The organism is Bacillus pumilus (genome assembly GCF_024498355.1).
GTDB lineage: Bacteria > Bacillota > Bacilli > Bacillales > Bacillaceae > Bacillus > Bacillus pumilus_P.
The window spans coordinates 2,834,892-2,861,598 of the sequence record NZ_CP101833.1 but is presented as its reverse complement, the minus strand read 5'-3'; the positions used below and the strand labels follow the sequence as shown (position 1 = coordinate 2,861,598).

The 26,707-nt window shown below is 42.5% G+C and carries 28 protein-coding genes; 20 read left to right on the top strand and 8 right to left on the bottom strand.

Annotated features, from left to right (window positions below):
* Nucleotides 1-21: 21 nt before the first annotated feature.
* Entirely contained in the window at nucleotides 22-672 is a 651-nt protein-coding gene (locus tag NPA43_RS14685; protein ID WP_256499000.1) for an FMN-dependent NADH-azoreductase, read from the bottom strand.
* An 84-nt stretch (nucleotides 673-756) separates the two neighbouring features.
* On the opposite strand from NPA43_RS14685, the gene NPA43_RS14680 reads away from it, so the two are divergent.
* Nucleotides 757-1,689, top strand: coding sequence for a helix-turn-helix transcriptional regulator (locus NPA43_RS14680; protein WP_256498999.1), 933 nt, complete (start codon nucleotides 757-759; stop codon nucleotides 1,687-1,689).
* Nucleotides 1,690-1,772: 83 nt separating this feature from the next.
* On the opposite strand, the gene NPA43_RS14675 is transcribed toward NPA43_RS14680, so the two are convergent.
* The gene (locus NPA43_RS14675) at nucleotides 1,773-2,978 is read right to left on the bottom strand and encodes a DUF418 domain-containing protein (RefSeq protein WP_249704884.1); all 1,206 of its coding nucleotides are present in this window, start codon (nucleotides 2,976-2,978) and stop codon (nucleotides 1,773-1,775) included.
* A 252-nt stretch (nucleotides 2,979-3,230) separates the two neighbouring features.
* On the opposite strand from NPA43_RS14675, the gene NPA43_RS14670 reads away from it, so the two are divergent.
* The 3 genes from NPA43_RS14670 to psiE are packed head-to-tail and all read left to right on the top strand — an operon-like array spanning nucleotide 3,231 to nucleotide 5,686.
* Nucleotides 3,231-3,926: a response regulator transcription factor gene (locus NPA43_RS14670; RefSeq protein WP_099727024.1), complete on the top strand. Its 696-nt coding sequence runs from the start codon at nucleotides 3,231-3,233 to the stop codon at nucleotides 3,924-3,926.
* Nucleotides 3,913-5,220 (top strand): HAMP domain-containing sensor histidine kinase, encoded by a 1,308-nt coding sequence (locus tag NPA43_RS14665; RefSeq protein ID WP_099727025.1) that lies wholly within the window; start codon nucleotides 3,913-3,915, stop codon nucleotides 5,218-5,220. Before NPA43_RS14670 ends, NPA43_RS14665 begins: the two co-directional genes overlap by 14 nt.
* Nucleotides 5,221-5,257: 37 nt before the next feature.
* Entirely contained in the window at nucleotides 5,258-5,686 is a 429-nt protein-coding gene (gene psiE, locus NPA43_RS14660) for a phosphate-starvation-inducible protein PsiE (protein WP_099727026.1), read from the top strand.
* 403 nt (nucleotides 5,687-6,089) lie between these two features.
* Here psiE and NPA43_RS14655 read toward each other — a convergent pair whose 3' ends face one another.
* On the bottom strand, nucleotides 6,090-6,389 hold the full coding sequence (locus tag NPA43_RS14655; RefSeq protein ID WP_099727027.1) for an LCI fold-containing protein: 300 nt from the start codon (nucleotides 6,387-6,389) through the stop codon (nucleotides 6,090-6,092).
* Nucleotides 6,390-6,634: 245 nt separating this feature from the next.
* On the opposite strand from NPA43_RS14655, the gene NPA43_RS14650 reads away from it, so the two are divergent.
* From NPA43_RS14650 to NPA43_RS14635, 4 genes are all read left to right on the top strand, one after another.
* Complete coding sequence (locus tag NPA43_RS14650) at nucleotides 6,635-7,588, top strand: ABC transporter substrate-binding protein (protein ID WP_230030778.1); 954 nt, start codon at nucleotides 6,635-6,637, stop codon at nucleotides 7,586-7,588.
* A gap of 73 nt (nucleotides 7,589-7,661) precedes the next feature.
* A complete protein-coding gene (locus NPA43_RS14645; protein WP_099727029.1) occupies nucleotides 7,662-8,678 on the top strand; it encodes a FecCD family ABC transporter permease in 1,017 nt (338 codons plus the stop codon).
* A complete protein-coding gene (locus NPA43_RS14640) occupies nucleotides 8,671-9,708 on the top strand; it encodes a FecCD family ABC transporter permease (RefSeq protein ID WP_099727030.1) in 1,038 nt (345 codons plus the stop codon). Before NPA43_RS14645 ends, NPA43_RS14640 begins: the two co-directional genes overlap by 8 nt.
* A gap of 20 nt (nucleotides 9,709-9,728) precedes the next feature.
* Complete coding sequence (locus NPA43_RS14635) at nucleotides 9,729-10,472, top strand: IucA/IucC family C-terminal-domain containing protein (protein WP_256498998.1); 744 nt, start codon at nucleotides 9,729-9,731, stop codon at nucleotides 10,470-10,472.
* Between the two features lie 15 nt (nucleotides 10,473-10,487).
* On the opposite strand, the gene NPA43_RS14630 is transcribed toward NPA43_RS14635, so the two are convergent.
* Complete coding sequence (locus NPA43_RS14630) at nucleotides 10,488-11,366, bottom strand: endonuclease I family protein (protein ID WP_099727032.1); 879 nt, start codon at nucleotides 11,364-11,366, stop codon at nucleotides 10,488-10,490.
* Nucleotides 11,367-11,537: 171 nt separating this feature from the next.
* On the opposite strand from NPA43_RS14630, the gene NPA43_RS14625 reads away from it, so the two are divergent.
* Nucleotides 11,538-12,773, top strand: coding sequence for a pyridoxal-phosphate-dependent aminotransferase family protein (locus NPA43_RS14625; protein WP_256498997.1), 1,236 nt, complete (start codon nucleotides 11,538-11,540; stop codon nucleotides 12,771-12,773).
* Between the two features lie 159 nt (nucleotides 12,774-12,932).
* Complete coding sequence (locus NPA43_RS14620; RefSeq protein ID WP_230030782.1) at nucleotides 12,933-14,132, top strand: MFS transporter; 1,200 nt, start codon at nucleotides 12,933-12,935, stop codon at nucleotides 14,130-14,132.
* A 314-nt stretch (nucleotides 14,133-14,446) separates the two neighbouring features.
* Here NPA43_RS14620 and NPA43_RS14615 read toward each other — a convergent pair whose 3' ends face one another.
* A complete protein-coding gene (locus tag NPA43_RS14615; RefSeq protein ID WP_256498996.1) occupies nucleotides 14,447-15,616 on the bottom strand; it encodes a PucR family transcriptional regulator in 1,170 nt (389 codons plus the stop codon).
* Nucleotides 15,617-15,936: 320 nt separating this feature from the next.
* On the opposite strand from NPA43_RS14615, the gene NPA43_RS14610 reads away from it, so the two are divergent.
* From NPA43_RS14610 to yunB, 4 genes are all read left to right on the top strand, one after another.
* Complete coding sequence (locus tag NPA43_RS14610) at nucleotides 15,937-16,788, top strand: DUF72 domain-containing protein (protein ID WP_230030784.1); 852 nt, start codon at nucleotides 15,937-15,939, stop codon at nucleotides 16,786-16,788.
* 63 nt (nucleotides 16,789-16,851) lie between these two features.
* Nucleotides 16,852-18,225, top strand: coding sequence for a bifunctional metallophosphatase/5'-nucleotidase (locus tag NPA43_RS14605; protein ID WP_230030785.1), 1,374 nt, complete (start codon nucleotides 16,852-16,854; stop codon nucleotides 18,223-18,225).
* Nucleotides 18,226-18,293: 68 nt separating this feature from the next.
* Nucleotides 18,294-18,599, top strand: coding sequence for a YunC family protein (locus tag NPA43_RS14600; RefSeq protein WP_034317038.1), 306 nt, complete (start codon nucleotides 18,294-18,296; stop codon nucleotides 18,597-18,599).
* 75 nt (nucleotides 18,600-18,674) lie between these two features.
* A complete protein-coding gene (gene yunB, locus NPA43_RS14595; RefSeq protein WP_230030877.1) occupies nucleotides 18,675-19,439 on the top strand; it encodes a sporulation protein YunB in 765 nt (254 codons plus the stop codon).
* Between the two features lie 28 nt (nucleotides 19,440-19,467).
* Here the strand turns inward: yunB and NPA43_RS14590 are convergent, their stop codons facing one another.
* The gene (locus NPA43_RS14590; RefSeq protein WP_256498995.1) at nucleotides 19,468-20,451 is read right to left on the bottom strand and encodes a M23 family metallopeptidase; all 984 of its coding nucleotides are present in this window, start codon (nucleotides 20,449-20,451) and stop codon (nucleotides 19,468-19,470) included.
* A 289-nt stretch (nucleotides 20,452-20,740) separates the two neighbouring features.
* Between NPA43_RS14590 and lipA the strand changes: the two genes are divergently transcribed.
* On the top strand, nucleotides 20,741-21,637 hold the full coding sequence (gene lipA, locus NPA43_RS14585) for a lipoyl synthase (RefSeq protein WP_099727041.1): 897 nt from the start codon (nucleotides 20,741-20,743) through the stop codon (nucleotides 21,635-21,637).
* A 39-nt stretch (nucleotides 21,638-21,676) separates the two neighbouring features.
* Here lipA and NPA43_RS14580 read toward each other — a convergent pair whose 3' ends face one another.
* Nucleotides 21,677-22,312 (bottom strand): YhcN/YlaJ family sporulation lipoprotein, encoded by a 636-nt coding sequence (locus tag NPA43_RS14580; RefSeq protein ID WP_099727042.1) that lies wholly within the window; start codon nucleotides 22,310-22,312, stop codon nucleotides 21,677-21,679.
* Between the two features lie 120 nt (nucleotides 22,313-22,432).
* Here NPA43_RS14580 and NPA43_RS14575 point away from each other — a divergent pair, with 120 nt between their 5' ends.
* The 3 genes from NPA43_RS14575 to NPA43_RS14565 are packed head-to-tail and all read left to right on the top strand — an operon-like array spanning nucleotide 22,433 to nucleotide 23,948.
* A complete protein-coding gene (locus NPA43_RS14575) occupies nucleotides 22,433-22,708 on the top strand; it encodes a YutD family protein (RefSeq protein WP_099727043.1) in 276 nt (91 codons plus the stop codon).
* Between the two features lie 19 nt (nucleotides 22,709-22,727).
* Nucleotides 22,728-23,162: a DUF86 domain-containing protein gene (locus tag NPA43_RS14570; RefSeq protein ID WP_099727044.1), complete on the top strand. Its 435-nt coding sequence runs from the start codon at nucleotides 22,728-22,730 to the stop codon at nucleotides 23,160-23,162.
* 18 nt (nucleotides 23,163-23,180) lie between these two features.
* Nucleotides 23,181-23,948: a TIGR01457 family HAD-type hydrolase gene (locus tag NPA43_RS14565; protein ID WP_230030878.1), complete on the top strand. Its 768-nt coding sequence runs from the start codon at nucleotides 23,181-23,183 to the stop codon at nucleotides 23,946-23,948.
* A 46-nt stretch (nucleotides 23,949-23,994) separates the two neighbouring features.
* On the opposite strand, the gene NPA43_RS14560 is transcribed toward NPA43_RS14565, so the two are convergent.
* Nucleotides 23,995-24,495, bottom strand: coding sequence for a phosphatidylglycerophosphatase A family protein (locus tag NPA43_RS14560; RefSeq protein WP_249704879.1), 501 nt, complete (start codon nucleotides 24,493-24,495; stop codon nucleotides 23,995-23,997).
* 115 nt (nucleotides 24,496-24,610) lie between these two features.
* On the opposite strand from NPA43_RS14560, the gene yutH reads away from it, so the two are divergent.
* The gene (yutH, locus tag NPA43_RS14555; protein WP_099727046.1) at nucleotides 24,611-25,651 is read left to right on the top strand and encodes a spore coat putative kinase YutH; all 1,041 of its coding nucleotides are present in this window, start codon (nucleotides 24,611-24,613) and stop codon (nucleotides 25,649-25,651) included.
* A gap of 74 nt (nucleotides 25,652-25,725) precedes the next feature.
* Nucleotides 25,726-26,694: a 2-hydroxyacid dehydrogenase gene (locus NPA43_RS14550; RefSeq protein ID WP_249704878.1), complete on the top strand. Its 969-nt coding sequence runs from the start codon at nucleotides 25,726-25,728 to the stop codon at nucleotides 26,692-26,694.
* Nucleotides 26,695-26,707 lie beyond the last annotated feature (13 nt).

Genomic DNA, 26,707 nt, shown 5'->3' with positions numbered 1-26,707 from the left:
TTTTTTTGAAAAGAACGGAGGTTAAATCCCACTTGGTGAGTAAAACTCATTAAAGGCTTTAGACATATCGTCATATGCAGATTGTAAGATAGCATCTTGATCTAAAATGGCTGTCCCTTGTGCCCGAACAATATGGAACTGATTGAAGCCCATGATTTCTTGGAACATTTCTTTTAAATAATGATGCGAAAATTCTAGCGGGGTGTAACGGTCGTTATTTGTAAAGATAGAACCACTTGCTTGAAGCAAAAGTACACGATAATCGTCAGTCATCAGCCCAACTGAACCATCTTCTGTATATTTAAACGTTTCTCTAGCGATTAAGATATTGTCTAGATAATCCTTCATTCGTGACGTCACATTGAAATTATGAACAGGTGATACAATCACGATTCGATGATGTGCTTTGAATTGAGCCAATAGAGCAGATGAAGCAGCAGCGATGTTTTGTTCGGTAGCTGTTAATGTTTGTTCAGATGCTTGCTTATTCCAAATACGTAGCAGCTGGTCTTTTTCGATACGAGGAATTTCAGTTTCATGTAAATGTAAAATTGTTGGTTCTTCATGAGGGAATCTTTCTTTAAACTGTTTTAAAAATAGTGCTTGCAGTTTGTTTGAATAACTTTCTCTATGAGTGAAATCAGGGTGTGCGTTAATGATTAATGTTTGCATATGCATGCTCCTTTTCTTTTGATAAACTGAGTATAAAATAAAAAGGTGACAAAACATGTCACCTTTTTCAGAAGGAAAATCAAAATGAAAAAATCAGAACGATTAAACCAAGAGCTTATTTTTTTAAGTGATAAATACTCTTTTCAGTTAAAGGATTTAGAAACCGAATTTGGCATATCTAAACGTACGGCTTTGAGAGATATGGAAGAGCTAGAGTCCATGGGCTTAGCTTTTTACGTTGAAAATGGCAGACATGGAGGATATCGACTTGTGAAACAATCTCCATTGGTTCCTATTTATTTCAATATAGATGAAGTTCAAGCTATTTTTTTCGCGCTTAAAGCGCTAGACCTAGTGTCAGCAACACCGTTTAAAAAATCATACTCACAAATTCGTCAAAAACTGTTTGCCACAATGTCTGTTGAAAGAAAACAAAGGATCACGGAGACTTTGGATTTTATTCACTATTATAATGTCGCGCCAGTGAGTGAACAAAATCATTTGGAATTGATTTTGCAGGCGATGATGAAAGATCAAATCGTGAAGATGACTTACACTCAAAATGAAAATAAAAGGATCAGGCTGCAATTTCTGGAGTTGTTTTATCGAAATGGGATTTGGTTCACTCAAGCATATGATGTTCAAAATAAAAAGTGGGGCATCTATAGATGTGACTTTATGAAGGACATGATGATTGAAGAAGAAGTCAGAGACACCTTTACGAAGGAAGAATTAAAAGAACTGCAGCTCGAGTACGAAAAAACTTATCATGATATCTCATTTAAATGTCGATTAACGGAACAAGGAAAAGAAAAGTTTTTGAAGAATCATTACCCAAATATGAGATTAGAGATCATTGATAATACTCCTTATATTGTGGGTGGATACAACCAAGAAGAATTATCGTATATGACGCACTATTTAATCTCATTTGGGCAACATGTGAAAATTGAATACCCAGATGAATTAAAAGAAAGTTATTTGAATCAATTGCAAGAAATGATTGATCAGTATTGAAGTGTTGAACTGATAGTATCTGAATGACTAAAACTTAACATATTACAAAAAAGGCGAACTGCAGGAATTCGCCCTTTTTTCTATTATTTCGCCGCATGGAATGTATTTGTTTTCGGTTTATCATGTACCTTCCCATACGTCAGCTGCCGCCAAATAAACTCCATCGGTCCATACTTAAACCGCTTTAACCAAAACGTACTGAAAAGCACAAGGAAGACATACACGCCAATGCTAATGAAAAACGTACCAGCCGGCTGAAGATGATCGACAAGCCCCGCTCCATATTTTAGAAATAGCAAGGTTCCAATGATCGAGTGAAGCAAGTAGCAGGTTAGTGACATCCGCCCGACTTTGGTAAATACCATCAAAGCACCTCGCAGCTGAGGAACGTGTAGAAATAGCATCGCGAGTGTACTCATATAAAACATACTACCAGTTAATCCCCCGTTTTGTTCAAGGGCAGAAATCGTGTTCATCCAGAGTGCATTTTCAAAAGGATTGACCGCCGTAATGATCGTACTGCCTTGGGTGATGAGAAAAGCGATTGTACAAATGATCCAAATGCGATTCCAAATTGCTTTTTTCGCCTCCATGTTTTTGAAAAACTCCATTTTCACAAAATACACACCAAGTAAAAACATGAAGAACATAGAATAGACAGTGAAAAATGAACTGGAAGCCATCGTCACCATATCAGCCCACCTGTCTCCGATGGATGCTAAATAATTCAGACTGTTGTGGCTGTTCAGCTCGAAATCAGCAAAATCGGGCTTGCCTGATGATCCTGTACTGATGGTATTGAGCAGCATCGTGAAAAAGGGTGTGAGCAATTGAATCACAAAGAGTGTGATCAGCCAGTTTCGGATGGTTTTGGCTGTGCGTTTGTAAAAGAAAAGCAATAAAAAGCCAGTGACTGCATAATAGGCCAAAATATCACCAATCCAAACAAAAGTTAAATGCAGAAGGCCAAACCCTAAGAGAATGGTTAACCTGCGGGCAAACAGCTTGTTCGGACTGTCCACCTTCTGAGCAGCTCGATCCATAAAAATCATAAAACCAACCCCGAATAGGAAGGAAAACAACGTAATGAATTTCCCTGAGGCAAACCAATTCACCACATTGTGAAAGACATCATTTGACTCCATGTCGAATCCCTTCGCAGAATCCACGATCAAAAAGTAATTGACCAAAATAATCCCCATTAAGGCGAATCCACGTACGATGTCCAAGAAATGAACCCGTTCCCGCAGACTCATCGGTTGTCCATGTTCTACTTTGTTTGCATTCATATCAATGCTCCTTTTCCTGTTATGATAGATGAGATTTGGATCTAATGATTGATCCTTACAATGAATCAATATACAGACCAATTCTTAACCATTTATGAAGATCCAATTTTTTGAAAAGAAATGTGACGAATTGATGGCAAAACCACATTTTCATAAACTGTTAAGATTTATACGGTATCTTTTCACGTAGCTAGATGATATATAGTAAAGGCATAGGAGAATGAACATCATGAAGCTAGAGGTGAACGAGACATGACCCATCGAATATTAGTCGTAGAGGATGATCAGGATATTGGAGACCTTTTGCAGGAATCCCTTACACGTGCAGGATATGAGGTGCTAAGAGCGATGAATGGCGAGCAAGCATTAAAGCTTGTGAACGATTCGCTCGATTTGGTGATGTTGGATGTGATGATGCCAGGCATCTCAGGCATCGAAACGTGCCAGCAGATGAGAGCCTCCTCTAACGTCCCCATTCTATTTCTGACAGCCAAATCAAGTACATTCGATAAAACCGAAGGATTACTTGCTGGCGGGGATGATTATATGACAAAGCCCTTCTCAGAAGAGGAGCTTCACGCTAGAGTGATTGCTCAATTACGCAGATATACAATCTACCAGGAAAAGAAGGAACAGGAAGAGACCTTTCTCGTTGGGGGCAAGCTGAGGGTGAGCGAAGAATTTAACGAAGTATGGAAAGAAAGTCAGCAGATTAAGTTGTCTGATCTAGAATATCGCATTTTGAAGCTGCTCATGAGCAGACGAAACAAAATATTTTCCGCCCAAAATATTTATGAGAGTGTGTGGGGACAGCCTTATTTTTATTGTTCCAACAATACGGTAATGGTGCATATTCGAAAGCTGCGTGCCAAAATTGAAGACGACCCGGCTCGTCCCGTGTATATCAAAACGGAATGGGGGAGAGGATATCGGTTTGGCACATCGTAAATATACGCTAGCCAAAAAGCTGGCACTGCTGATTTTGACAGCTGCGGTCGTGAGTGGGATTGTCTTTTTGACACTGCAAAAAATCACCAATGATCTGATCGATGGATATTTGAGTTCGGATGAGTATTACGAGGAGGAGTCAGCCAGGTACATTCAAAAATTCAGCGGCTACGTGTCAGAGCATGATCTGTCTTCAACAGACCGAAAAGCGTTTGGTGAGTGGGTGAAAAAAGAAAATTACATTAATCTCACCATCTTCAAGGATCAAGTGCTGCAATATGATTCCATTTACTCCGCTGCCGATGAATCGGCATATGGAAAAGAAAAAGTGACGCAGTACGCTCAGCAGCATTCGTATCCGGTTCAGTTCAGCGACGGTGAAGGCCGTGTCATGGTGGACGGCTTCTACTCATCTCGATATCACGATCTTGCCTTTACACTAGAGCTGCTCGGTGCGACGCTCATTTTTCTCATCATTGTTCTACTTGGCATTCGCAAAAGTCTACGCTACCTGCAAACGATCCATCAAGAAATTCATATTCTTGAAGGCGGCGAGTTGGACTACGAGATAACTGTAAAGGGTCATGATGAATTAGCCATGATTGCAAAGAGCATTGAGGATCTGCGAAAAGCTTTTCTAGACAAGCTTCAAGCCATCGACGAGCTGCAGGAAGAGAGCCGCAGTTTGGTCACCGAAATGTCGCATGACATGCGGACACCGCTGACGTCGCTGATGATGAATCTGGAGTTTGCGAAAAAAGAGGAGGATGGACAGGACACCCGCAAAGATGACTATATAGCCAATGCCTATGGAAAAGCACTGCAATTGAAAAATCTGTCTGACAATCTGTTTGCCTATTTTCTGCTTGATAAAGAACATGAACCTGAGCTTGAGACCGTTGCAGTCAAAGAGGTGATTTATGATCTCTTATCAGATCAGGTGGCGATCTTGCAGCAAGAGACATTCAAGGTTCATCTTTTAGGAGAGCTGCCTGACAGCTATATTAACGTGAATGTCGAGGAACTTGGCCGAGTGTTTGATAATCTGATGTCCAACATACTGAAATACGCCGATCCGAAAAAAGACATCAATCTCACGTTTTTATCCGATCAAGAAGTCTTTGAGATTCATGTGAGCAATGCGATAAAAGAGACAAATGGCACACAGGAAAGCACTGGACTTGGTGAACGAAGCATGAAACGAATGATGTCCCGCATGCACGGGCAGTTTGAACGGATAGAAAAGAACGCTGTTTACTATATCGTGCTGCGATTTTGGCACATCAAAATATAGACGACAAATGAATAACATGGAATGGAGAGACAATCTAATGAAACGATTCAACAACTTCCAAAAGGTACCCGATCTCTTGCAAGGTCTTCTGAATATCTGTCTATTCTTTCTGGCCATTGCATTAAGCGTCCTCTTAATTAGTGAAACTTGGTATATTGTCCAATTCGTCTACAAGAATGTGGCCAACAAAGGAGAAAGCTATTATGAAATGCTTGGTGAGCTGCTGATCTTCTTTATGTACTTTGAGTTTATTGCCTTAATTATTAAGTACTTTAAATCAAACTTTCATTTTCCGCTTCGCTATTTTATTTATATTGGAATCACAGCCGTCATCCGTTTGATCATCATCGATCATGAAGAGGCTGTATCGACGTTCTGGTGGGCGCTGACCATTCTAGCCATGACGTGTGCACTCTTTATCGCCAATAAAAGACATTCTGCTCAAGACCATGAGGAAGTGAAGTGAGGAAAGAAGACGAATGGTTACCGTTCGTCTTTTTTGCTGGTTCTCAATTCATATGTAAAACAGAAATTCATCCTACCGAACAATGCCTCTTCTCGTTCACACTGGTTCCCTGTGCAAGGATATTTACGTGCTGTTGAATTTACGAGCATCTGGGAGAAAGAATTCGTGAGCATCATTATTATGAATATCCGAAGATGAATCACGTTTTCCCGTTTTCCCGAAGCAAAAAAAGCGTTAAAACAAATTGTCGCTATTATTCAAAGCAAGACCTTTCCTTTGCGATATTACTTAATTCATTGTGATTGACCTATCTAATTCTTACCTAAAAGAAACACCGATATAAGAAACGTTGCTAAAGATCACAACATTCCCTTATCAGTGTTTTTACTTTATGGATGATACTTTAGCCCTCGTAATAAGCATAGAGTCCAGAGCTGCCTTTAAAATACCATTTCACTCCGCTTGCATCTGTGAAAGAGTTTGCAAAAATAGCTGTGTCGGAGTACATACATAAGTAAGGCTTGTTTGATTTTCGGAATTTCCTTAAAATTTCATCAGGGCAGGATGTGACGTAAGCACTTGTACGTGCAACGCCATCTGTTGTACTGTCTGTTGTTGAAGTAGCGCTAGCTGTTGGAACATACGAAGAAAGAAGTAACCCAAAAGAAAGAGCGACACCAGTCATTGTTTTTTTCCATTTCATTACGATCATTCCCTTTCCAAAATCTGTATTTTCTTGCAACTTCATTATAGGAAAATAGGATGCGATAAAAAAGAGACAAAAGTATTGTATTTTCCCATAATTTGTAATGATGTTTTTAGGAGATCATCATCTGTTATTTTCATATTTGACATTGACACCATCTTTTTCTATGATAAAATCAAATTGTGATAATGAGAATCGTTATCAAACGATATGACTACATATAGAATGGATAGGTGAGGTACATGTTCAGAAAATCTTTTTGGTCGTTGTTAGTTGTGCTCTCCATCGTTTTGCTTGCGGCTTGCGGGAATAATAGCGGTGAAGGCAAGTCAGATAGTAAAGAGAAAACGAGAACCGTTGAAAGCGCTATCGGTTCAACTGAAATAAAAGGGTCGCCTAAACGTGTGGTGACGCTGTACCAAGGAGCAACTGATGCAGCAGTCGCTATGGGCATTAAACCAGTTGGTGTTGTAGAATCATGGCTTGAAACACCTACTTATAAATATTTAAGAGATGATTTAAAGGATGTTAAAATTGTTGGGCAGGAAACACAGCCAAACTTAGAGGAAATTGAAAAGCTAAAACCAGATTTGATCATTGCATCAAAAGTTCGCCACGAGCAAATTTTTGATCAGTTGAAAGAAATCGCTCCAACTGTTGCAACAGAAACAGTGTTCACATTTAAAGATACAGTGAAATTGATGGGCGAAGCGTTAAATCAGCAAGACAAATCAAAAGAATTGTTAACGAAGTGGGATGACCGTGTCGCTGACTTCAAAGAAAAAGCGAAAAAAGACATCAAAAACTGGCCAATGAGTGTATCTGTAGTGAACTTCCGTGCAGATCATGCTAGAATCTATCAAACTGGATTCGCAGGGTCGATTTTAACAGAGCTAGGCTTTGAGGGACCTAAGAATGTCAAAGATAAAAAGCAAGACATCATTACACTTACAGACAAAGAGAGCATTCCGCAAATGGATGCAGATGTGATCTATTACTTCATGGATGATCAGGATAAAGCGGTTGAAAAAGCATATAAAGAGTGGACAAGTCATCCTTTATGGAAGCAGCTTGACGCAGTGAAAGCGAAACAAGTGCATAAAGTCGATGAAATCACTTGGAACATGGCTGGCGGTATCATTGCTGCAAATATGATGCTTGATGATATTTACGATCGTCTAGGAATTGATAAATAAGACATACCAGAGGAGAAAATGTGAAAACACCATTTTCTCCTTTTTTCCATAACAGATTGAAAGCGGGAATCAGATGAGAAGTTTATTAAAAAAGGATTCGAGTAAGGCACTGCTATTTGCTGGATTCATCGTATTGATGTTGGTCTTTTTTATGCTCAGTATTTCCCTTGGGCAAACCTCGATTTCCTTCAAAGCCACCATCCATGCTTTTCTTCATTTTGATGAATCGGATCCAAACAGTGTGATTGTCATGACATCCAGATTATCAAGAGCTTTAATTGCAGCAGTCGTTGGATCAAGTCTAGCCATTTCAGGTGCACTGATGCAGGCATTGACGAGAAATCCGCTTGCTGCGCCTGATTTATTAGGAATTAATGCGGGTGGACTATTTTTTATCGTGATTTCGATTGTTTTCTTTTCAACAGAGTCGTTAACAGGCTATATGTGGACAGCCTTTTTAGGCGCTGCGATTGCAGGGATGCTCGTTTTTCTATTGGGCTCCATTGGGAGAGATGGACTGACGCCGGTTAAAATTGTGCTCGCAGGTGCTGCCATATCCGCATTGTTTGCATCCTTTACTCAAGGTCTTTTAATCGTGAATGAACAGTCGATTCAAAGTATCCTGTTTTGGATGGCTGGTTCGGTGTCAGGAAGAAGTATTGATATGCTGCTTCCTGTTTTGCCCTATATTGTAGGTGCTACTGTTGTGGCACTGCTTCTTGGTCGCTCGATCAATGTTCTTTTGTCGGGAGATGATATTGCCAAAGGGCTCGGTCAGCGTACGCTGCTGCTGAAAATCACGATGGGGGTGCTGGTCGTGTTTTTAGCAGGAGGTTCCGTTGCTGTTGCAGGCTCGATTGGTTTTGTTGGTTTTCTTGTGCCGCATATTGTGAAAAAGCTTGTCGGACCTGACCACCGCTGGGTACTGCCGTATTGTGCCGTCGTGGGGGCGTCGCTTTTACTTGTCGCAGATCTTGCGGCTCGTTTTCTGATCATGCCGCAGGAAGTGCCGATTGGTGTCATGACGGCGGTAGCAGGAGCGCCTCTATTTGTTTATCTCGTGCGCAAGGGGTTGAAGACAGGTGGCTAAAACATATACTGTGCGTTCAAAGGGTGGACGTATTTCATTTCAATTTTCAAAGCGGACTTTTCTCATTTTACTTTTATTGACGGCTATTGCCTTTGGCTTATTTATACTTAGTCTCTGTATGGGCAGCCGATTCATTCAGCCGATGGATGTGCTGCTTCATTTAATCGGGCAGGGAGAGGGAAATACCTTTGTATTAAATACGCTGAGAATCCCAAGAACGCTGCTTGCTGTCTTAGTGGGGGCGGCACTAGCGGTATCGGGGCTCATTTTACAAGGGTTAATTCGTAATCCGCTTGCATCACCTGACATCATTGGAATTACGAGTGGTGCTTCGTTTGGTGCGATTATGTTCATCGTCTTTTGGATGGGCACCGTGCCAATTGCTTATCAGTCATTATGGGCCATTGCAGGTGCTTTTGCGGTATCGTGTTTGATCTATTTGCTTTCATGGAAAAAAGGGGTCAAACCCATCACGCTTGTCCTGATGGGAATCGGTATTTCCGCCATTATGAAGGCGTGTGTGACGTTTACGCTTGTTCTCAGCGATACGATGACAACGACAAAGTCATACATATGGCTGACGGGCAGTTTATATGGTTCTACGATGAAGGACGTCACCGCGATGCTTCCTTGGGTGATGATCATTTTACCGATCGTCATGGTGTTAGCAAGAACGATGAATGTGAAGGAGCTTGGGGATGATCTTGCAACAGGTCTTGGGGTAAAGGTACAGGCCAAGCGGTTATTCTTCTTGCTGATGAGTGTGACATTAGCTGGTATTGCGGTGGCATTTGCAGGCGGCATTGAATTTGTCGGACTCATGGCGCCGCATGTCGCAAGGATGATCATCGGCCGTTCCTTCATTGCGCTTGTCCCAGCCTCTGCGCTTGTTGGAAGTATTCTCGTGATGCTGGCAGATCTTGTTGCAAGAACTGCTTTTCTACCGTTAGATGTACCAGCAGGTGTATTCACGGCGGCAATAGGTGCACCGTTCTTTATCTATTTGTTATATCAACAGCGAAATCGATAAACGAAAGAGGGGGTTTTGATATGAGGCCAGAGTGGGTTGAGAGAGAATTACTTGATTTCGGGGTACACATCACAAATGGACCAATCACGTCTGATCGCACACTTGGTGCACTTTTTTCAGAAGAATCCGTCATGCGTTTATTGGAAGCTGAAAAGACAGCCATGCACGCACCAAATCTAGCGGTGGCAGCCTCTATGTTTTCAAAGCGCTATGCATACTTAGCTGTCAGTTCCTCTTTGTACTTGATGACGTTGTATGATGGCATCTATCAATTTCCACCATCGGCCTGTGCATTTAGAGAGGATCGGAAAATCGCGCTTGATGAAACGCTATGTTCATTTGTTCAGCTGGATGGAGATCGTCATGAGTGGAGAGAGCAGGTTGTACGCACGCTGTTTACGCAGTGTGTCACACCTCTTTTAGACGTGCTGAACCGCACATCAAGACTTCCATATACTATTTTGTGGGAGAATGTAGCGGTTCGTATCAACTCTCTTTACCGCAGCATGATGCGGGAAGTAGAAGAGACTGCGGTGAAACAGCGCGTTCAGGAGGATTATCTTTTTCTGAAGCAAGCGGCTGGGGAAGTATTTGGAGCTCAGCAAAATCCATTTCAGCACAGCTTAAACTTAGATGACAGTTTACTTGAAACATCCAACCGGAAGACTTGCTGTATGTATTATCAGCTTGAGAAAAAATCGGAGAGTCTCGATTATTGTCTCGTCTGTCCGCTTGAAAAAAAGAAAGGCACTGCTTGCTCGTAGCAGTGCCTTTTCGTTTTATTCCCAAATCGCGCTTGCCCATTCAGGGTGATCGATGAAAGGGTTGCGGTTGTGCTGATATATTTGATAAATGGTCTCGTTGCGATTCCGTTCGATTTGATCGACTGGATCTTGCTTGTGCCATTTCAGAAGCACGGACATTTTGCCGTGAAGAGGGGCGCTTCTATTATTCACTTTGTTGTTCAATTCTAAATCTGGAAAGCGGTCATCGCCTTCGTATCGAACCGCCATATAAAAGAGCATTCTCGCCACATCCCCTTTGACCCGGCTGTGAGGTTCGAAAGAGTCGCTATCGTAGAAGTTGCCAGGCGCGCCTTTGTATTCATTTCCGCCCATGTCGAAATCTAAATTTCCGCGTGTGCTATTCGTTTGCACATCTGTTGCACGAAGGTGATGGAGATCTGTCCCAGGTCCTTGGCTTGTCCCAAAATTGCCATGAGACTTTGCCCACACATGCTCTCGATTCCACTGGCCGACATTTCCACCACTCGCTTGCTTTGAACGGGAGACTCCGCTATAAAGCAAAAGAACATTGTTTGGCTGATTTGGATCTTCATCCGTTTTCTTTAATGCATTCCATACCTCACTGTAGGATAGCTGCGTATGATCATCGATAATATCGTGTAAAGCTTTCTTAAGAGCGGGTCCTGATTTGCCATTAGCAGATTGATAATAGGAATTGATTTGGCTTGTGGCGTTTGTTTGCGCTTGTTGTGTAGATGTTTCGTTTTGAAGCTGTAACGGGGAAAAGGTGATCGTTTGGCTCGGTTCATTTAGAGAGAAGCCTTGAGCATTCGCAGCTGGAGGCAGCGGAGTGGCTAGTGTGCCGAAAATCATGATCCCGGCGGCCACGGTTCCAAATAATGTTTTTTTCATTCTATTTCCTCCTTGATAGAGAATGTATTCTCTTTATTTCTATCATATTGTTATGAAGAAATAAATGGATTTATCGTAAATTTTATGTAATCAATTCGTGGGAAAAGAGATTGCTATTTTAGAAGCATTACTGTATAAGTGGGCTTATAAGGATGGACAGCAAGGGAGAGGATGGATAACGTGAAAGAACTGCAAACACCTTCGAGAACCATTATGACACCAGGACCTGTTGAAGTAGACCCGAGAGTGCTCCGCGTGATGAGTACACCGATTCTTGGTCAATTTGACCCTGCATTTACACAGATTATGAATGAAACCATGACCTTATTGCGGTCTCTTTTTCAAACAGAAAATGAATGGGCTTATCCAATTGATGGTACGTCCCGTTCAGGGCTTGAAGCTGTGCTTGCTAGTGTGATCGAGCCTGGAGACATTATGCTTGTTCCTGTCTTTGGCCGCTTCGGTCATTTGCTCATTGAAATAGGACAGCGCTACGGTGCTGAGGTACATACAATGGAATGTGAATGGGGAAAGGTTTTTGATCCTGGCGACATCATCGCTGAAATGAATCAGGTCAAGCCTAAAATCGTCGCGATGGTCCACGGTGAAACATCCACAGGGAGATTGCAGCCATTGCAGCAAATTGGTGAAGCGTGCCGAGCACTTGATGCTCTGTTCATTGTAGACGCTGTGGCAACAATTGGCGGTGTCGAGGTCAAAGTGGACGAATGGAAGATTGATGCGGCAATTGGCGGCACACAGAAATGCTTGTCTGTTCCATCAGGCATGTCACCTATCACATATAATGACCGGGTGGCGGCTGTCGTTGAATCGAGAAAGAAAGTAGAAAAAGGCATTGCGACACAGGACGAACTGCAAGAACAGATAGATATTTCTCCAATCAAAAGCAATTATTTTGATCTGAGCCAGCTCCAGGATTATTGGAGTCCAAGACGATTAAATCATCATACGGAAGCGACAACTATGCTTTATGCACTCAGAGAAGGGGTTCGCCTTGTGCTGGAAGAAGGGCTGGCTGAACGTTTTCAGCGTCACGCATATCATGAGAAAGCCTTGATGAAAGGTCTTGAAGCGATGGGGCTTGAATTATTTGGCGATCTGGGTTGTAAAATGCCGGTTGTGACATGTGTTCTGATTCCAAATGGTATTGATGGCGAAGCGGTACGTGCCGATCTGCTCCATCATTTTGGGATTGAAATTGCGAGTTCATTTGGACCGCTTGCGGGGCGTATATGGAGAATCGGCACAATGGGCTATAGCTGCCGAAAGGAAAATGTCCTGTTTGTTTTAGCAGGACTTGAAGCGATGTTGATCAAATACGGCGCGGCCATTACATGCGGAGCTGGACTACAGGCGGCTCTTTCTATCTATGAACAAGCTGAATAAAGTGATTTCTCATACTCGCAATCTGCGGGTATTTTTTATTTGGAAAAGAACACTAATTTTTGAAAAACTAGACTTATAGGCGGCGGTATCGCTATACTGGAGAAGTTCTTATCATTTTTGTCATCATTTTCATTTATTTGCAGAAAGAGGTTTTTTGATATGAAGAAAATGGGCAGATTATATATTTTGATGCTCAATATATTTATTGCCATGCTTGGCTTTGGCCTCATTGTTCCTGTCATGCCGAGTTACATTGAAGCCTTTGGGGCAACAGGAAAAACACTTGGTTTTCTCGTTGCTGCAACGGGTCTGACACAATTTGCGTTATCACCGATCGCCGGCGTATTGACTGATCGATTTGGACGGAGAAAATTGATTATTGCCGGGATTGCTGGCTTTACCATTGCCCAATTTATTTTTGCGTTTGCCGATCAGCTTTGGATGCTGTTTGTGTCTCGGTTTTTAGGCGGGGCTGCAGGAGCTTTGCTGATGCCGGCCATGTTTGCATACATCGCTGATATTACAAGTGAAAAGGACCGGGGGAAAGGGATGGGCCTATTTAGTGCAGCGATGACACTAGGTTTTGTCATTGGACCGGGCGTAGGCGGATATTTGGTTGAGTTCGGGATCGCTTTTCCTTTTCTCATCGCAGGTTCTTTTGCAGCACTATCTACCCTGTTATCCATCCTGTTTTTACCTGAAACACTAACAAAGGAAAAGCAGGAAGAAGCGCGGTTGAACAAAGACATTCATTTCAATCCTTTTGTGCAGATGACTCAAGCTTTAAAGACATCCTATGGCTTTTTGTTTATATTGGCCTTTGTCCTCAATTTTGGAATCATTCATTTTGAATCGATTTTCGGTTTATATGTAGACCAAAAACACGGATTTACACCGAAGGATATTGCATTTGTCATTACGGTGGCCGGACTTGCCGGAGTACTTGTCCAAGGTGCGTTAGTGAATACCTGTGTGAAACGATTTGGTGAGATGCGTGTCGTGCGTTATGCGCTGCTAGGTGCAGCTATCATGCTGATCGCCTGCCGTTTTGCGCCGTCTTTTTGGTGGATTTTTACAGGTTCGATTTTATTTTTGTCGGCTACCTCTTTTGTTCGTCCAGCCCTCAATACATTGTTGTCCAAAATGGCCGGGAATCAGCAAGGGTTAGCAGGCGGTCTCAATACATCCTTTATGAGTCTTGCCAACATCGTCGGACCAAGCCTTGCGGGAATTTTATTTGATGTGAATATTGAGCTTCCTTTTATGTTTGGGACACTTGTGCTTTGCGCCAGTTTCATAGCGTCTATCATATGGGCGAAAAAAGTAGAGCATACTCACGTTATGCCAAGAAGATTGTAGTTGATCTACAGTCTTTTTTAAATGAATGAAATCTATTTAGAAAAATTCCAACTAGAAATAGTATACATGTTATCTAGGTGAAAATTAGAGGAGAGGAAAACAATAGATTTAGATCTTTTCAACCTTTAAAAAGTTGTTAATGAAATACTGCATTATACATTTTGTGTAAAAAATGGTTGATTGGCATTTTTCACAATGGTAATATCAATCTCGACCTCTATACTGCCGTATGGATCAGATACCTTCCATTTGTCACCACTCCTCATGTCTCACTTTTTCTCCTCCAAACTATACGAAGTTCTAGAAAAAAAGATTCAATAAGAATGGGATGAGAAATGCATTTGAATGCGTAAAGCTAAGCGGAGCCGCAGTGTTGCGTCAGGGTCTTTTAAGCTGATTCGAAGCAATTCCTCGCACTTCTCCAGTCGATAAATGACAGTGTTGCGATGAACATACAAACGCTTGGCTGTTTCTGAAATGTGGCAATGTGTCTCTAAATACACAGATAAGGTGTGGAGGAGGCTTTGGTCGACTAGTGATGGTTCATATAATGGGTGAAGGTGCAGTTGGTGGAACGTGACTAAATCCTTTCTTGGAATCAGCTTCAGTAAATCTGGCACATCCTTTGCCTGATAGAACTGAATGTATTCAGTGCGCGATGAGAGCCGGCCTGCTTGAAGAGCATCGAATGCTTCGCTGTAACCTTCAATCAGATGGGTGATGAGGTGTCCCGTCAGGCTCACACCAAAGGAAATGGTGCCATTCATATGTTTTTTCACGAGCAGCTGCAATTGTTTTAAAAAAGAGATGAGCATGTCGCTTACCTCAGACCAGCTGCCTGTCTCTTCCATCAATAGAATGCCCATATCCGCTTTGACAAAAAGAAAGGCGGGAAATGGACAGCTTGGAAGTGCGTATTCAAGCAAATCAACCACTTGATCTAAAACGATTTGCTGCTCAATCAAACATGTGGAATCACTACTCTGATCAAACTGACAGACCATACATAAATAGGTGCTCCCTGTGCTTAATCCAAACGTCTGTGCAAGTCGGACAACGTCTTGCTCGGAAGACACTGCACCTTCTATCCATCTGCGAAACCCTTCATTTCGGGCCCGCTTGGCCGTTTGTTCGATGGCATGTTGCCTCATTCGTGCAATTGACAATTCATTTACAGCGTGTTCAATCATCACATGCAGTTCTTTTTCCTGTGGTGGAATGAAGGAAAGGACCACTAAATAATCACATGTATGTTCGGTGATATAAATGGGAAAGACGGAAAAGGTTTGCTTACCATGTACCATAGAAAAATAATGGCTTGTCGTGCTCTGAAAAAAATGGAGGACTTGAATCAATTCTGGGCTTGTCATCATTGTGTGCGAGGTGTAGAGAATCTGTCCATACCGGTTCAGTAAATAGACAGGTCTGTGAATCCTTTGGGTCATTTTTTGTAATGCTTCAAAATGATGATTGGCCATGTTCATATCCACTCAATCTCCTTTATTGAGAGCCAAAGCTGTTGGTGAAGATGAATAAAAAAATGGACAAGCGCTGTTAACATCTCTGATATGCATTATGTTATCAGCTAAAATCATTTTACATAGAAAGTTGTCAACTAATATCACAAGCAAACAGGGTGGATAGGACACAATCGCGTGCCAACAGTCATCTTCATTCAGAATTACGGGCAAATGTGATATGTTGTAGACAGAAGAATTTCTTTCAGAAATATGGGTATCCCAAGAGACAAAGGCTTTGATGTGGGAAAGCCGCCTATACCCATAAGTGGCAAGAGGTGAGATACATGATTTATATCGGATTAACTGGCTGGGGGGATCATGACAGTCTTTACCCGCCGAAAATAGGAAGCTCTCAAAAGCTGTTTCACTACGCGTCAACGTTCCCTATTGTGGAACTGGATGCAAGCTTTTATGCTGTTCAGCCTGAGCGCAATCATGAAAAGTGGATAAAGGACACACCGGACACCTTTCAATTTGTCGTGAAAGCATACCAAGGAATGACCGGACATCAAAGAGGCGAGATTCCTTTTGCTTCGAAGGAAGAAATGTTTGACGCTTTTATCCTCTCATTGACTCCGCTCATTCGAGAAGGGAAACTGGCCATGGTCCTGTTTCAATTTCCACCATGGTTTGATTGTAAAAAAGAGCATGTCCAATATTTAAGATGGTGTAAGGAAAAGATGGGTGACATTCCGTGTGCCCTCGAATTCCGAAACCGGACATGGTTTTCAAACGATTTTTATGAGCAAACCTTGTCCTTTATGGAGAAAGAAGGGTGGATTCATTCCGTCTGTGATGAACCACAAGTCGGAGAAGGGTCCATTCCGCCAGTCATACAAGCCACACACCGTGATAAAACATTGGTCCGTTTTCACGGAAGAAATAAACAGGGCTGGCTTCACCCAGCAGACCATGAGAATTGGCGAGAAGTGCGTTACTTATATTTATATAATGAAGCTGAATTAAAGGAATGGAAAAAGAATCTCGACATCCTGCATCAGCAATCGAAAGATGTATATGTTGTGTTTAATAATAACTCCGGCGGAGATGCAGCGGCGAATGGCCAGCAAATGATTGATTTGCTGGATATTACCTATTCAAGCTTATCCCCGAAGCAGTTAGATTTTTTTAGTTAAATGAGAGCTGCGGCTTTCAAGCTGAATGAAACGGTTCAGTGACAACTTGAGGGAGAGATCAACATGCTGCAGAAGCTATGGTTATATCATACAAACGACTTGCACAGCCACTTTGAGAACTGGCCAAAAATCGCCGCTTATATTGAAGAAAAGCGTCAAGTTCACGATCAGATGCTTTTGTTTGATATTGGCGACCATATGGACCGAGTGAACCTAGTGTCAGAAGCTGATTATGGAAAGGTAAACGTCAAGCTCCTCGATCAGCTCGGCTATGATGGGGTCACGATTGGTAATAATGAGGGCATTACGCTGCCTCATGATCAACTGGATCAATTATACAAAGAGGCTCAATTTTCAGTGATTTTGTCTAATTTATTTGAGAAAGGCAAAAGACCATCGTGGGCAAAGCCTTATCATATGATCACAATGAAAAATGGACTGAAGATATGCCTCTTAGGGGTAACGATTGCTTATACACCTGTATATGAAAAGCTGGGCTGGGACATTATAGACCCGTTTGACAGCATACGGGACATGCTGCAGGAAGTGAAGGGACAGGCTGATGTGATTGTGCTCCTTTCCCATCTTGGTATCATCCATGATCGGGAGGTAGCCCAAGATTTTCCCGAAATTGACATCATCTTAGGCGCGCACACGCATCATCTTTTAGAACATGGTGAGATGGACAATGGTGTGCTGCTTGCATGTGCTGAAAAGTATGGGCATTACATTGGCTGTGTAGAGCTGACCATTGACACAACGCGCAACGAGCTCATAGAGAAAAAGGCGACAGTGCAATCAGTGGACCAGCTCATAAGTGAATCGGATGAAGCCATCACCACCTTACAGCAAGCTGAAAGAAGAGCAAAATCACTGATGCAGGAAAAAGTGGCGACGGTCGAGACGAAGCTTGAAACAAAATGGTTCGATGAATCTCCGCTTCCTCAGCTGTTAACAGATGCCATTAAAGATTGGTGCGGGGCAGATATCGGCATGATGAATGCAGGCATGGTGCTTGATTCATTAGAGGCTGGGGCCGTGACAAGAGAAGAGATCCACCGGATATGTCCGCATCCAATTAATCCAATTCGAGTGACGCTTACCGGTAAACAGCTGCTAGAAACCGTTCAGCGGGCATGTGAAGAAAAAATGGAACAGCTGCGCATCAAAGGCTTCGGCTTTAGAGGTGAATTGATGGGGAAAATGCTATACAGCGGACTCACCTATACATTAGAAGAAGGCGAAAACAAACGGGTGAAAGAAGTCTTTGTCCATGGTCAATTAATCAAAGAGGATGATTCATATACGATTGGCACAGTAGATATGTATACACTCGGCTCCCTGTTTCCTCATATACGTGACCATGAACATATTGACTATTTCATGCCGGAATTTTTACGTGATGTGCTGAGCTGGCGCTTAAAGGAAGCAAGATGAAATCCGCTTCAGCCTAACAACACTCGCCCTCTCTTCACATAGATTGTGGGTGAGAGGAGTGAAGGGATTTGGTGAATTTAACACCGATTACAATTGATGGCCATTCCTTTACAGCCGTCACCGTCAAACTGCCGAAGACCAATTTTATGGCAGTGACAAACGAGCATGGTTATATTATGTGCGGTGCACTTGATGTCGGGCTCTTAAATGAAAAGCTTGCAGATAGAGGAATCATCGCAGGAAGAGCGGTCGGTGTGAGAACCATCGAGCAATTGCTCGATGCGCCTTTAGAATCTGTGACATACGCCGCTGAAGCGCTGGGCATTCCAGCTGGAACAATCGGCAGAGACGCATTATTAAAAATGGTGAAATAAAATGAAGAGATGATTCCTATCCCCCCGCCTGTCTGCATACACTTGTAATGGAGAAGGGGGGATTTTTTATTGAGAATGAACCGCCGTTATCGCCCCTACAAAAAGGGCCCTTTGCCGTTTCGTTACGTGATGCTGCTTGCCATATTATTTTTTGTGCTCTCAACTGTCATTAGTCTATTTTTCATTAACCGTTCTATTAAACCAACCCTGATTCACATTGCTGAACTAGAAACAGAGCGAATAGCCAATCATCTCATTCAATATTCTGTTCAAGATTTTGCAGACGATCAGGAGAATATGAAGGATATGGTGGTCATGAATACAAGTGAGAACGGTAAAGTAACGACCATCGATTTCAATGCGCAAGCAACATCGAAAGCAATGGCTGACCTGTCACGTCATCTTCAAAAAAATTTAGAGGACATCGAAAAGGGGAATTTTCAAAAGGAAGCGAAAGAGGCATTAAAAGATCAAACGGATGGCCATGACGGCATTATATACAATATTCCACTTGGGCAAGCGTCTGGTAATGCACTGATCGCAAACCTAGGACCAAAAGTGCCTGTACGATTTAGTGTCATTGGTGATCCGCATACGGACGTTGAAAAAAACATTAAGCCTTATGGCATTAACAATGCCTTGATTGATATTAGTGTTCTGATCGAGGTGAAGGTGAGAGTCATCATTCCGTTTGCATCTGAAACCATCGTCGTCAAAAATTCTGTTCCTGTCTCCATACAAGCCGTTCAAGGGGACGTGCCAGATTATTATAATGGCAGCGGGACAAATTCCGGTGCTCCATCGATTGTTTTGCCAGAGAAAAAGGAGAAAGAAGATTAACAGCCCAATGAAAGAATTGGGCTGTTTGTTATGATTTGCTTTTCCGCTCGGCTCTTTCCCACGCTCGCAGGTGAGGGTATGGATCAAATGACCATTCGGTTCGTCCGTTGTCCTTATACATCCCATAATGAAGGTGTGGAGGAAACTTTCCTGCTGTGCCGGGAGGGCCATAACCGGAGCTTCCGACAGACCCAATAACCTGTCCAGGTTCAACAATTTGGCCTGTCTTGAGTCCTTTTGCAAATCCATTTAAGTGAGCGAAATAATGATAATGATTGTGAATATCTCGAATGCCTATCCGCCAGCCGCCAAAGCGGTTCCAGCCTTTCATTTCAATAATGCCATATGATGTCGCACGAACAGGAAGACCATAATGGGCAAATAAATCAGTGCCCTCATGGATTCTTCTCCCTCCAAAGCCTCTCGCATCACCCCATGTACTCCTGTAGCTGTAGTCAGCTCCGACCGGAAGAGGAAACGCATGCTTTCCGAGGTCAAGATGGCCATAGTGCTTATAGAGCTTCATAAAAGATGAAATGATTCCAACGGTTTGATCACGTCCATAATAGTCCCATAAGGCAATTTTTAATTGGTCAATGGTGCTGCCGTAGTAAAGCAAGTATTGAGCAAACGTGAACAGTACATCTTCATCATTATCGATTTCAGCTTTACCATCCCCATTTCCATCAAGCCCAATGCCGTCAAACACTTTAATGCTTAAGGGGGAGGTATCCTGCTTATTCGGGTTTTCTGGTCCGATCCACATTTCCCGGGGAATGTAGATGCCAATGACGCCTTTTTGTTTCGGTAAATCTTTTCTCCTTTTTCGAATATTGTGTTCATACTGATCTACCGCAGCAAGTACATACCATGGAACCTGTGTCGTGATGGCGACTTTTTCGTATAGTGCCATTCGCTGCTTCAACTCATCTGGCTGCTTGCTCGCCCCTTCTGCATGAATAGGTAAAGGTATTATTGAAAGAGCGATGATGATGGCTAAAACCACTTTCACAAACGTCCATCTCCTTTCTTCGAGCATCATCTTCTAATGTTTAGTGTGGGTAGATCGCTATATTTCATAAGAAGAAAATGTTAGTAATTTTCTTCTGTTTATTTAGGAGCCTTTTGGGTATTTTTGCAGCTCATTCCCTTGTTGTTCAATCTGTACTATGTTAAAGTGTCTAAAGAAAAGGCTTTAGGCCGAAGATTCAATTTTTTGCAGCTTCTGGCTGCATCCATCGTATATAGCAGGAAGATTTTTGTATATGCACCTTTAACGAATTCATATGGAGATGATGGAATTGGCAAAGAAGGAAGAGCACGTAAGAAAACCGGACTGGCTTAAAATTAAGCTGAATACAAATGAAAACTATACCGGTTTGAAAAAAATGATGCGGGAAAACAACCTGAATACCGTTTGTGAGGAAGCGAAATGTCCGAATATTCATGAATGCTGGGCAGTTAGAAGAACCGCTACATTTATGATCCTTGGATCTGTTTGTACGCGCGCATGCCGTTTCTGTGCGGTGAAAACTGGACTTCCAACTGAGCTTGACCTGCAAGAACCGGAACGCGTTGCAGATTCAGTGGCTTTGATGAATTTAAAGCACGCTGTTATAACAGCGGTTGCAAGGGATGACCAAAAAGATGGCGGAGCAGGCGTATTTGCTGAAACAGTGCGTGCCATTAGAAGGAAAAGCCCATTCACCACAATTGAAGTTCTCCCTTCAGATATGGGTGGCAATGATGATAACTTGAAAACGTTGATGGATACACGACCTGACATTTTAAATCACAATATTGAAACAGTACGCAGGTTAACACCGAGGGTTCGTGCACGTGCTACATATGATCGTTCATTAGAATTCTTGCGTCGTGCAAAAGAAATGCAACCTGACATTCCAACGAAATCAAGCATTATGATTGGACTCGGTGAAACGAAGGAAGAAATCATTGAAGTCATGGATGATCTTCTTGCCAATCACGTCGACATCATGGCGATTGGTCAGTATTTACAGCCTTCGAAAAAGCATTTGAAAGTTCAAAAATACTACCATCCAGATGAGTTTGCAGAGCTGAAGGAAATTGCCATGTCAAAAGGCTTTAGCCACTGTGAAGCTGGGCCGCTTGTCCGCTCTTCCTACCATGCAGACGAACAAGTAAACGAAGCGTCTAAAAAGCGTCAGGCGCAAGCATAACAAAGAAAACGCCAGAGCTTTCTGGCGTTTTTTCTCGTATTAATTTTGGCCGTAAGGGGCGTTTCTTCTCATGGTGCGGTCGGAATTTGTCATGCCATTTGCATCTTCTTGATTTGAAATATCCCCACCTTGAGGGGAATATTTCATTTGTTGAATCGTTTTTGTTAAAATTTGATCAAAATCACGTGAATTGGTTTGAAGACGTGAAAAATTGGCAATGGATTGAAAGTGCTCTGGATTATCAGAGACGTATACATGATAATAACGAGGGAGAACGGAAACCGCCGTTTTCTTCACTTGATCGGCTGATTCATCTCGGTTTTTGTTTCCTGTTCGATACACAATCAGTGCATCCTCATCTGTGACAAGAGTCGCTGCATCTTTGATGTTTGGCAGCTGCACAGCTAAACTTGTAATGACGTGGGCAAGGTGCTCACGATTTAAAGCAGGTGTCTTTTCTTTCTGATCCGTTACTTGCTGCCGCTGATAACGAACATATCCTGCTCTGTTTGTGTCTGCTTCTGGCATGTTGGAATTATTTCCTTCATGACGATCAGACAGCCGGATGGTTTTACTTGAAGAATCTTCATCCACCTGCCTGTTCATACCTGATTGAAAGCCGCATCCGCCTAAAAGCATGCAGAGGAGAATAGTGGCTGTCAGTTGTTTCATCATAAATGTGACCTCCTTTTTTCTTTAGCTTCGGCTAAAACGGAAAAAACATGCTTTAGCAATTGATGGAGTTCTTCCAATGAATTATCATTAAAGATGGATCGTTTAAAAAGAGGTGAGAAGATGATCGTTATTCAGAATGCTACCTTTGATCTTGTGAGAGATATCAAAGACGGCTTTGATGAGGAAGCGTTTAAAGCAAGGTACTCAGATATTTTAAATAAGTATGATTATATTGTGGGAGATTGGGGCTACAATCAGCTTAGGCTGAAAGGGTTCTTTGATGACCAAAACCAAAAGGCCACATTTGATACAAAAATCAGCACACTCGATGAATACATTTATGAATACTGTAATTTTGGCTGTGCCTATTTTGTCTTAAAACGAATGAGAAAATAACGCAAAGGGGAGCGTCATGATGTATTTCGTAGACAGAAAGAAGATTGAAGAGACATTACGTTTTTTCGAGGAGCAATATGATTTGATGCGCAGTCATCAAACATGGACAAGTCCTCTAGAGAAAAAAGCGCTGGAACGAATCGTTCATCTGCTCGTCGAATGTATTCTTGATACGGGGAATGACATGATTGATGGCTTTATTATGCGTGATCCTGGAAGCTATGATGACATCATGGATATTCTTGTCGATGAAAAGGTCGTACCAGAAGTGGAAGGCAGCCAGCTGAAAAAGCTTGTCTCGTGCCGCAAAACGCTTGTTCAGCAATATCAGGAAGTGGATCATCACGACTTATTGCAGGTAATCAGTGAGGTAGAACAGGCGCTTCAAGTATTTCCAAACAGAATCCGTACCTATTTGGAGCAGGAGCTTGGACCAGTATCAGCGTTTAAATAAACCATTGGAGTTGTGAGCATCATGAAATACAAAGGCTATTTAATTGATTTAGATGGGACGATGTATAAAGGAACAGAAAAGATTGAAGAGGCGGGTCAATTTGTTCAAAAGTTAAATGAGTTGAACATCCCTTATTTGTTTGTCACAAATAACTCTTCACGCACCCCGAAGCAGGTAGCGGAGAAACTTGTTTCTTTCGATATTCCAGCAACGGAAGAACAAGTCTTTACAACAAGTATGGCGACGGCAAACTATATTGCGGAACAAAAGAAAGATGCGTCTGTTTACGTCATCGGCGAAGAAGGAATCAGGCAGGCCATTGAAGAAAAAGGGCTGACGTTTGGTCAGGAAGACGCTGATTTCGTTGTTGTTGGAATTGATCGAGGCATTACTTATGAAAAATTAGCAGTAGGTGCAATTGCCATTCGTCAAGGAGCACAATTTGTCTCAACAAATGGCGATATTGCCATTCCAACAGAAAGAGGGCTGTTGCCAGGGAACGGCTCTTTAACGTCTGTGCTGACAGTCACCACAACGGTCCAGCCAACGTTTATTGGAAAGCCAGAATCGATCATCATGGAACAAGCCATGCGGGTGCTCGGGACAGATGTGTCTGAGACGCTCATGGTCGGTGATAACTATGATACCGATATTATGGCAGGGATGAATGCAGGAATGGATACATTGCTCGTTCATACAGGCGTGACAACTAAAGAGCTGCTTCAGCAGTATGACAAACAGCCAACCTATGTCATTGATTCTTTATCCGAGTGGATCGAGCGATGATCATAAAAAAGAGGACAAGCGTTACGCGCGCGTCCTCTTTTTTGGTTTATTCCGCATTTCTCGAACTATGCGCCAGCCTGCTTGATGCTGCCGCAGCAATGGCGCCAACAATGTCATCTAAAAAAGTATGGCACTTGCCTGTGGATTTATCGTTCAGTTTTCCAAGGATTCCTGGTTTTTCTTTATCGATATATCCGTAATTCGTAAAGCCGATCGATCCATAAATATTGACGATGGCAAAGGACAAAATTTCATCGACGCCATACAGGCTTTCGTCTGTTTCAAGAATCGATTGCAGAGGCTCGGTCAGCTTCTTTTGTTCCGCTAGAATATCTAGTTCAACGCCTGTTAAAATGGCATTTTGGACTTCACGTTTTGCGATGACACGCTCCACATTGTGGATGCACTCTGTCATGTCTAAGCCAGGATGATACTTTTCCTGTAAAAAGTAGACAAGGTCTGCTATATCTTGAATGGTTACGCCTCGCTCTTGTAAACGTCGTCTTGCTGTTTTTTCTACTTCGTTCATCTCATGATGATGCGGCATGTATTCCTCACCCAATCCTCGTAATTTGTCCACAACGTGTGAAAAAGCTTCGGATAGTAAATTGTATTCATAAATCTCTCAACCTGCGACTACGATATGATAAAGGACTGATCATATGAACGCAGGTGAAAACATGAAAGAAACCATTTATCACACATTTGGTATTGATGTTCGTCAATTGATGCCATATGGCAGCTATCAGAGCTTTCAAACGGCGAAGGCTCTCTTCCTCATTGTTCCTGTGTCTCATTTGCGAGAAGAAGAACTCACAGAGCTTTATCATATTAGTCAGTATTTACTGAATGAGGGTGACCCATACGTCGCTGTGTTTGAATTAACGAATGAAGAGAAACCGACCTTTACTCATGGAAAGGAGCTGTACGCCTTATTCAAGGCAGCACCGCCGATTACAAGCCGCTCGTTTCAACATGCGTCAGAGCTGGCGGCCTTTCATGTAAGGGGAAGAGGGTTTCCTTATGAGGTGTCTGAAACAAAACGGGTGGGAGCCTGGAAGGAATTATGGGCAAAACGGTTAGATCAGCTTGAAGGCTTTTGGATGCAGCAAATGCATCAAAAACCGCTTGAACGGTTTGAAAAAAAATTCATTGAATCTTTTCCGTATTATCTTGGGTTAACGGAAAATGCCATTCAATATTTAGTTGATACAGAGCTTGATGATGAACCGAGAGAATGTGACTCAGGCACTGTTTGTCATCAGCGCTTTTCACGTAAGACATGGCCACATGAGCAGCCGCTTCGTTTACCTGTTGATTGGGTCTTTGATCATCCAACCCGGGACATTGCCGAATACTTAAGAGAAACCTTTGTACAGCATAAGGAAGATTTAATTGAAGAAGGATTTTCCTTTCTGCAGCAATATGAGCAGGTGACACCCCTTTCATCCTTTTCAAAGCGATTGTTATACAGCCGCCTTTTGTTCCCGCTTCATTATTTTGAAATTGTGGAAGGCTACTACATGTCTGGAGAGAATGAAAAATCATATTATGAAGAGCGGTTAGATTACGTCTTAAATGATGCCAACCGCTATGAATACTTTCTGAAGGTCTTTCAAGAGATGAGTGCCATGCGAAGCGGCGGGAGCCTCATTCCGGCTGTTGGATGGATTCAACCATCCGCTGATTTGAAGTTTCAGTGAACAGACGAAACGTCTCTTTTCTCTTGAGGCGTTTTTCGTTATGCTTAAAGAAATCAACCAAAGGAGTGTTCTTCGTGACGAAACCTTATGTCTATATCACAAGAAAGCTGGATGAAGCAGCACTTACACCATTAAAAGAAGTCGCTCATATTGAGATGTGGCCGAGCGAGGAGGAGCCATGTCCAAGAGAAGAGTTAGAAAAACAATCTGCTAAGGCTGATGGGCTTCTCACAATGCTGTCAGATCAAGTGGACGAGGCACTTTTATCAAATGCCCCGAATGTAAAAGTGGTGGCGAACCTTGCTGTTGGCTATGACAATATTGATCTTGGAGCAGCTAAAAAACATGGTATCACAGTGTGTAATACACCAGACGTATTAACAGAATCCACAGCTGATTTAGCCTTTGCCCTGCTGATGGCATCAGCTAGACGGATTGTTGAGGCGAGTGATTGGATTAAGGAAGGAAAATGGACAGGCTGGGGACCGCTTCTTCTTGCCGGCGCCGATGTTCATCACAAAACCCTTGGAATTGTCGGAATGGGCAGTATTGGAACAGCACTTGCCAAGCGGGCAGCGGGCTTTGATATGAAGGTGCTTTACCATAACCGTTCAAGAAAGCCAGAGGCAGAAGCGCAGTTAGGTGTGACCTATGCCACCTTTGATGAACTGCTCACACAGTCTGATTTCATCGTCTGTCTGACCCCTTTAACCCCGGAAACGAAAGAAATGTTTAATGAGAAAGCTTTTGATCAGATGAAGAACACGGCTTACTTTATCAACGTATCAAGAGGGCAGACGGTGAATGAGGATGCTTTATATAAGGCTGTCACAACAGGGAAAATTGCAGGAGCAGGCCTCGATGTATTTAGTCAGGAGCCTGTCAGCCCGGCTCATCCGTTAACGACATTACCTAACGTGACGGTTCTTCCTCATATCGGAAGCGCAAGTGTTGAAACGAGAAAAACGATGATGCATTTATGTGCTGAAAATATCGCGCTTGTCTTACAAGATCAGCAGGCCAAAACGCCGGTTCATCCATAATGTTAAGGCTTCC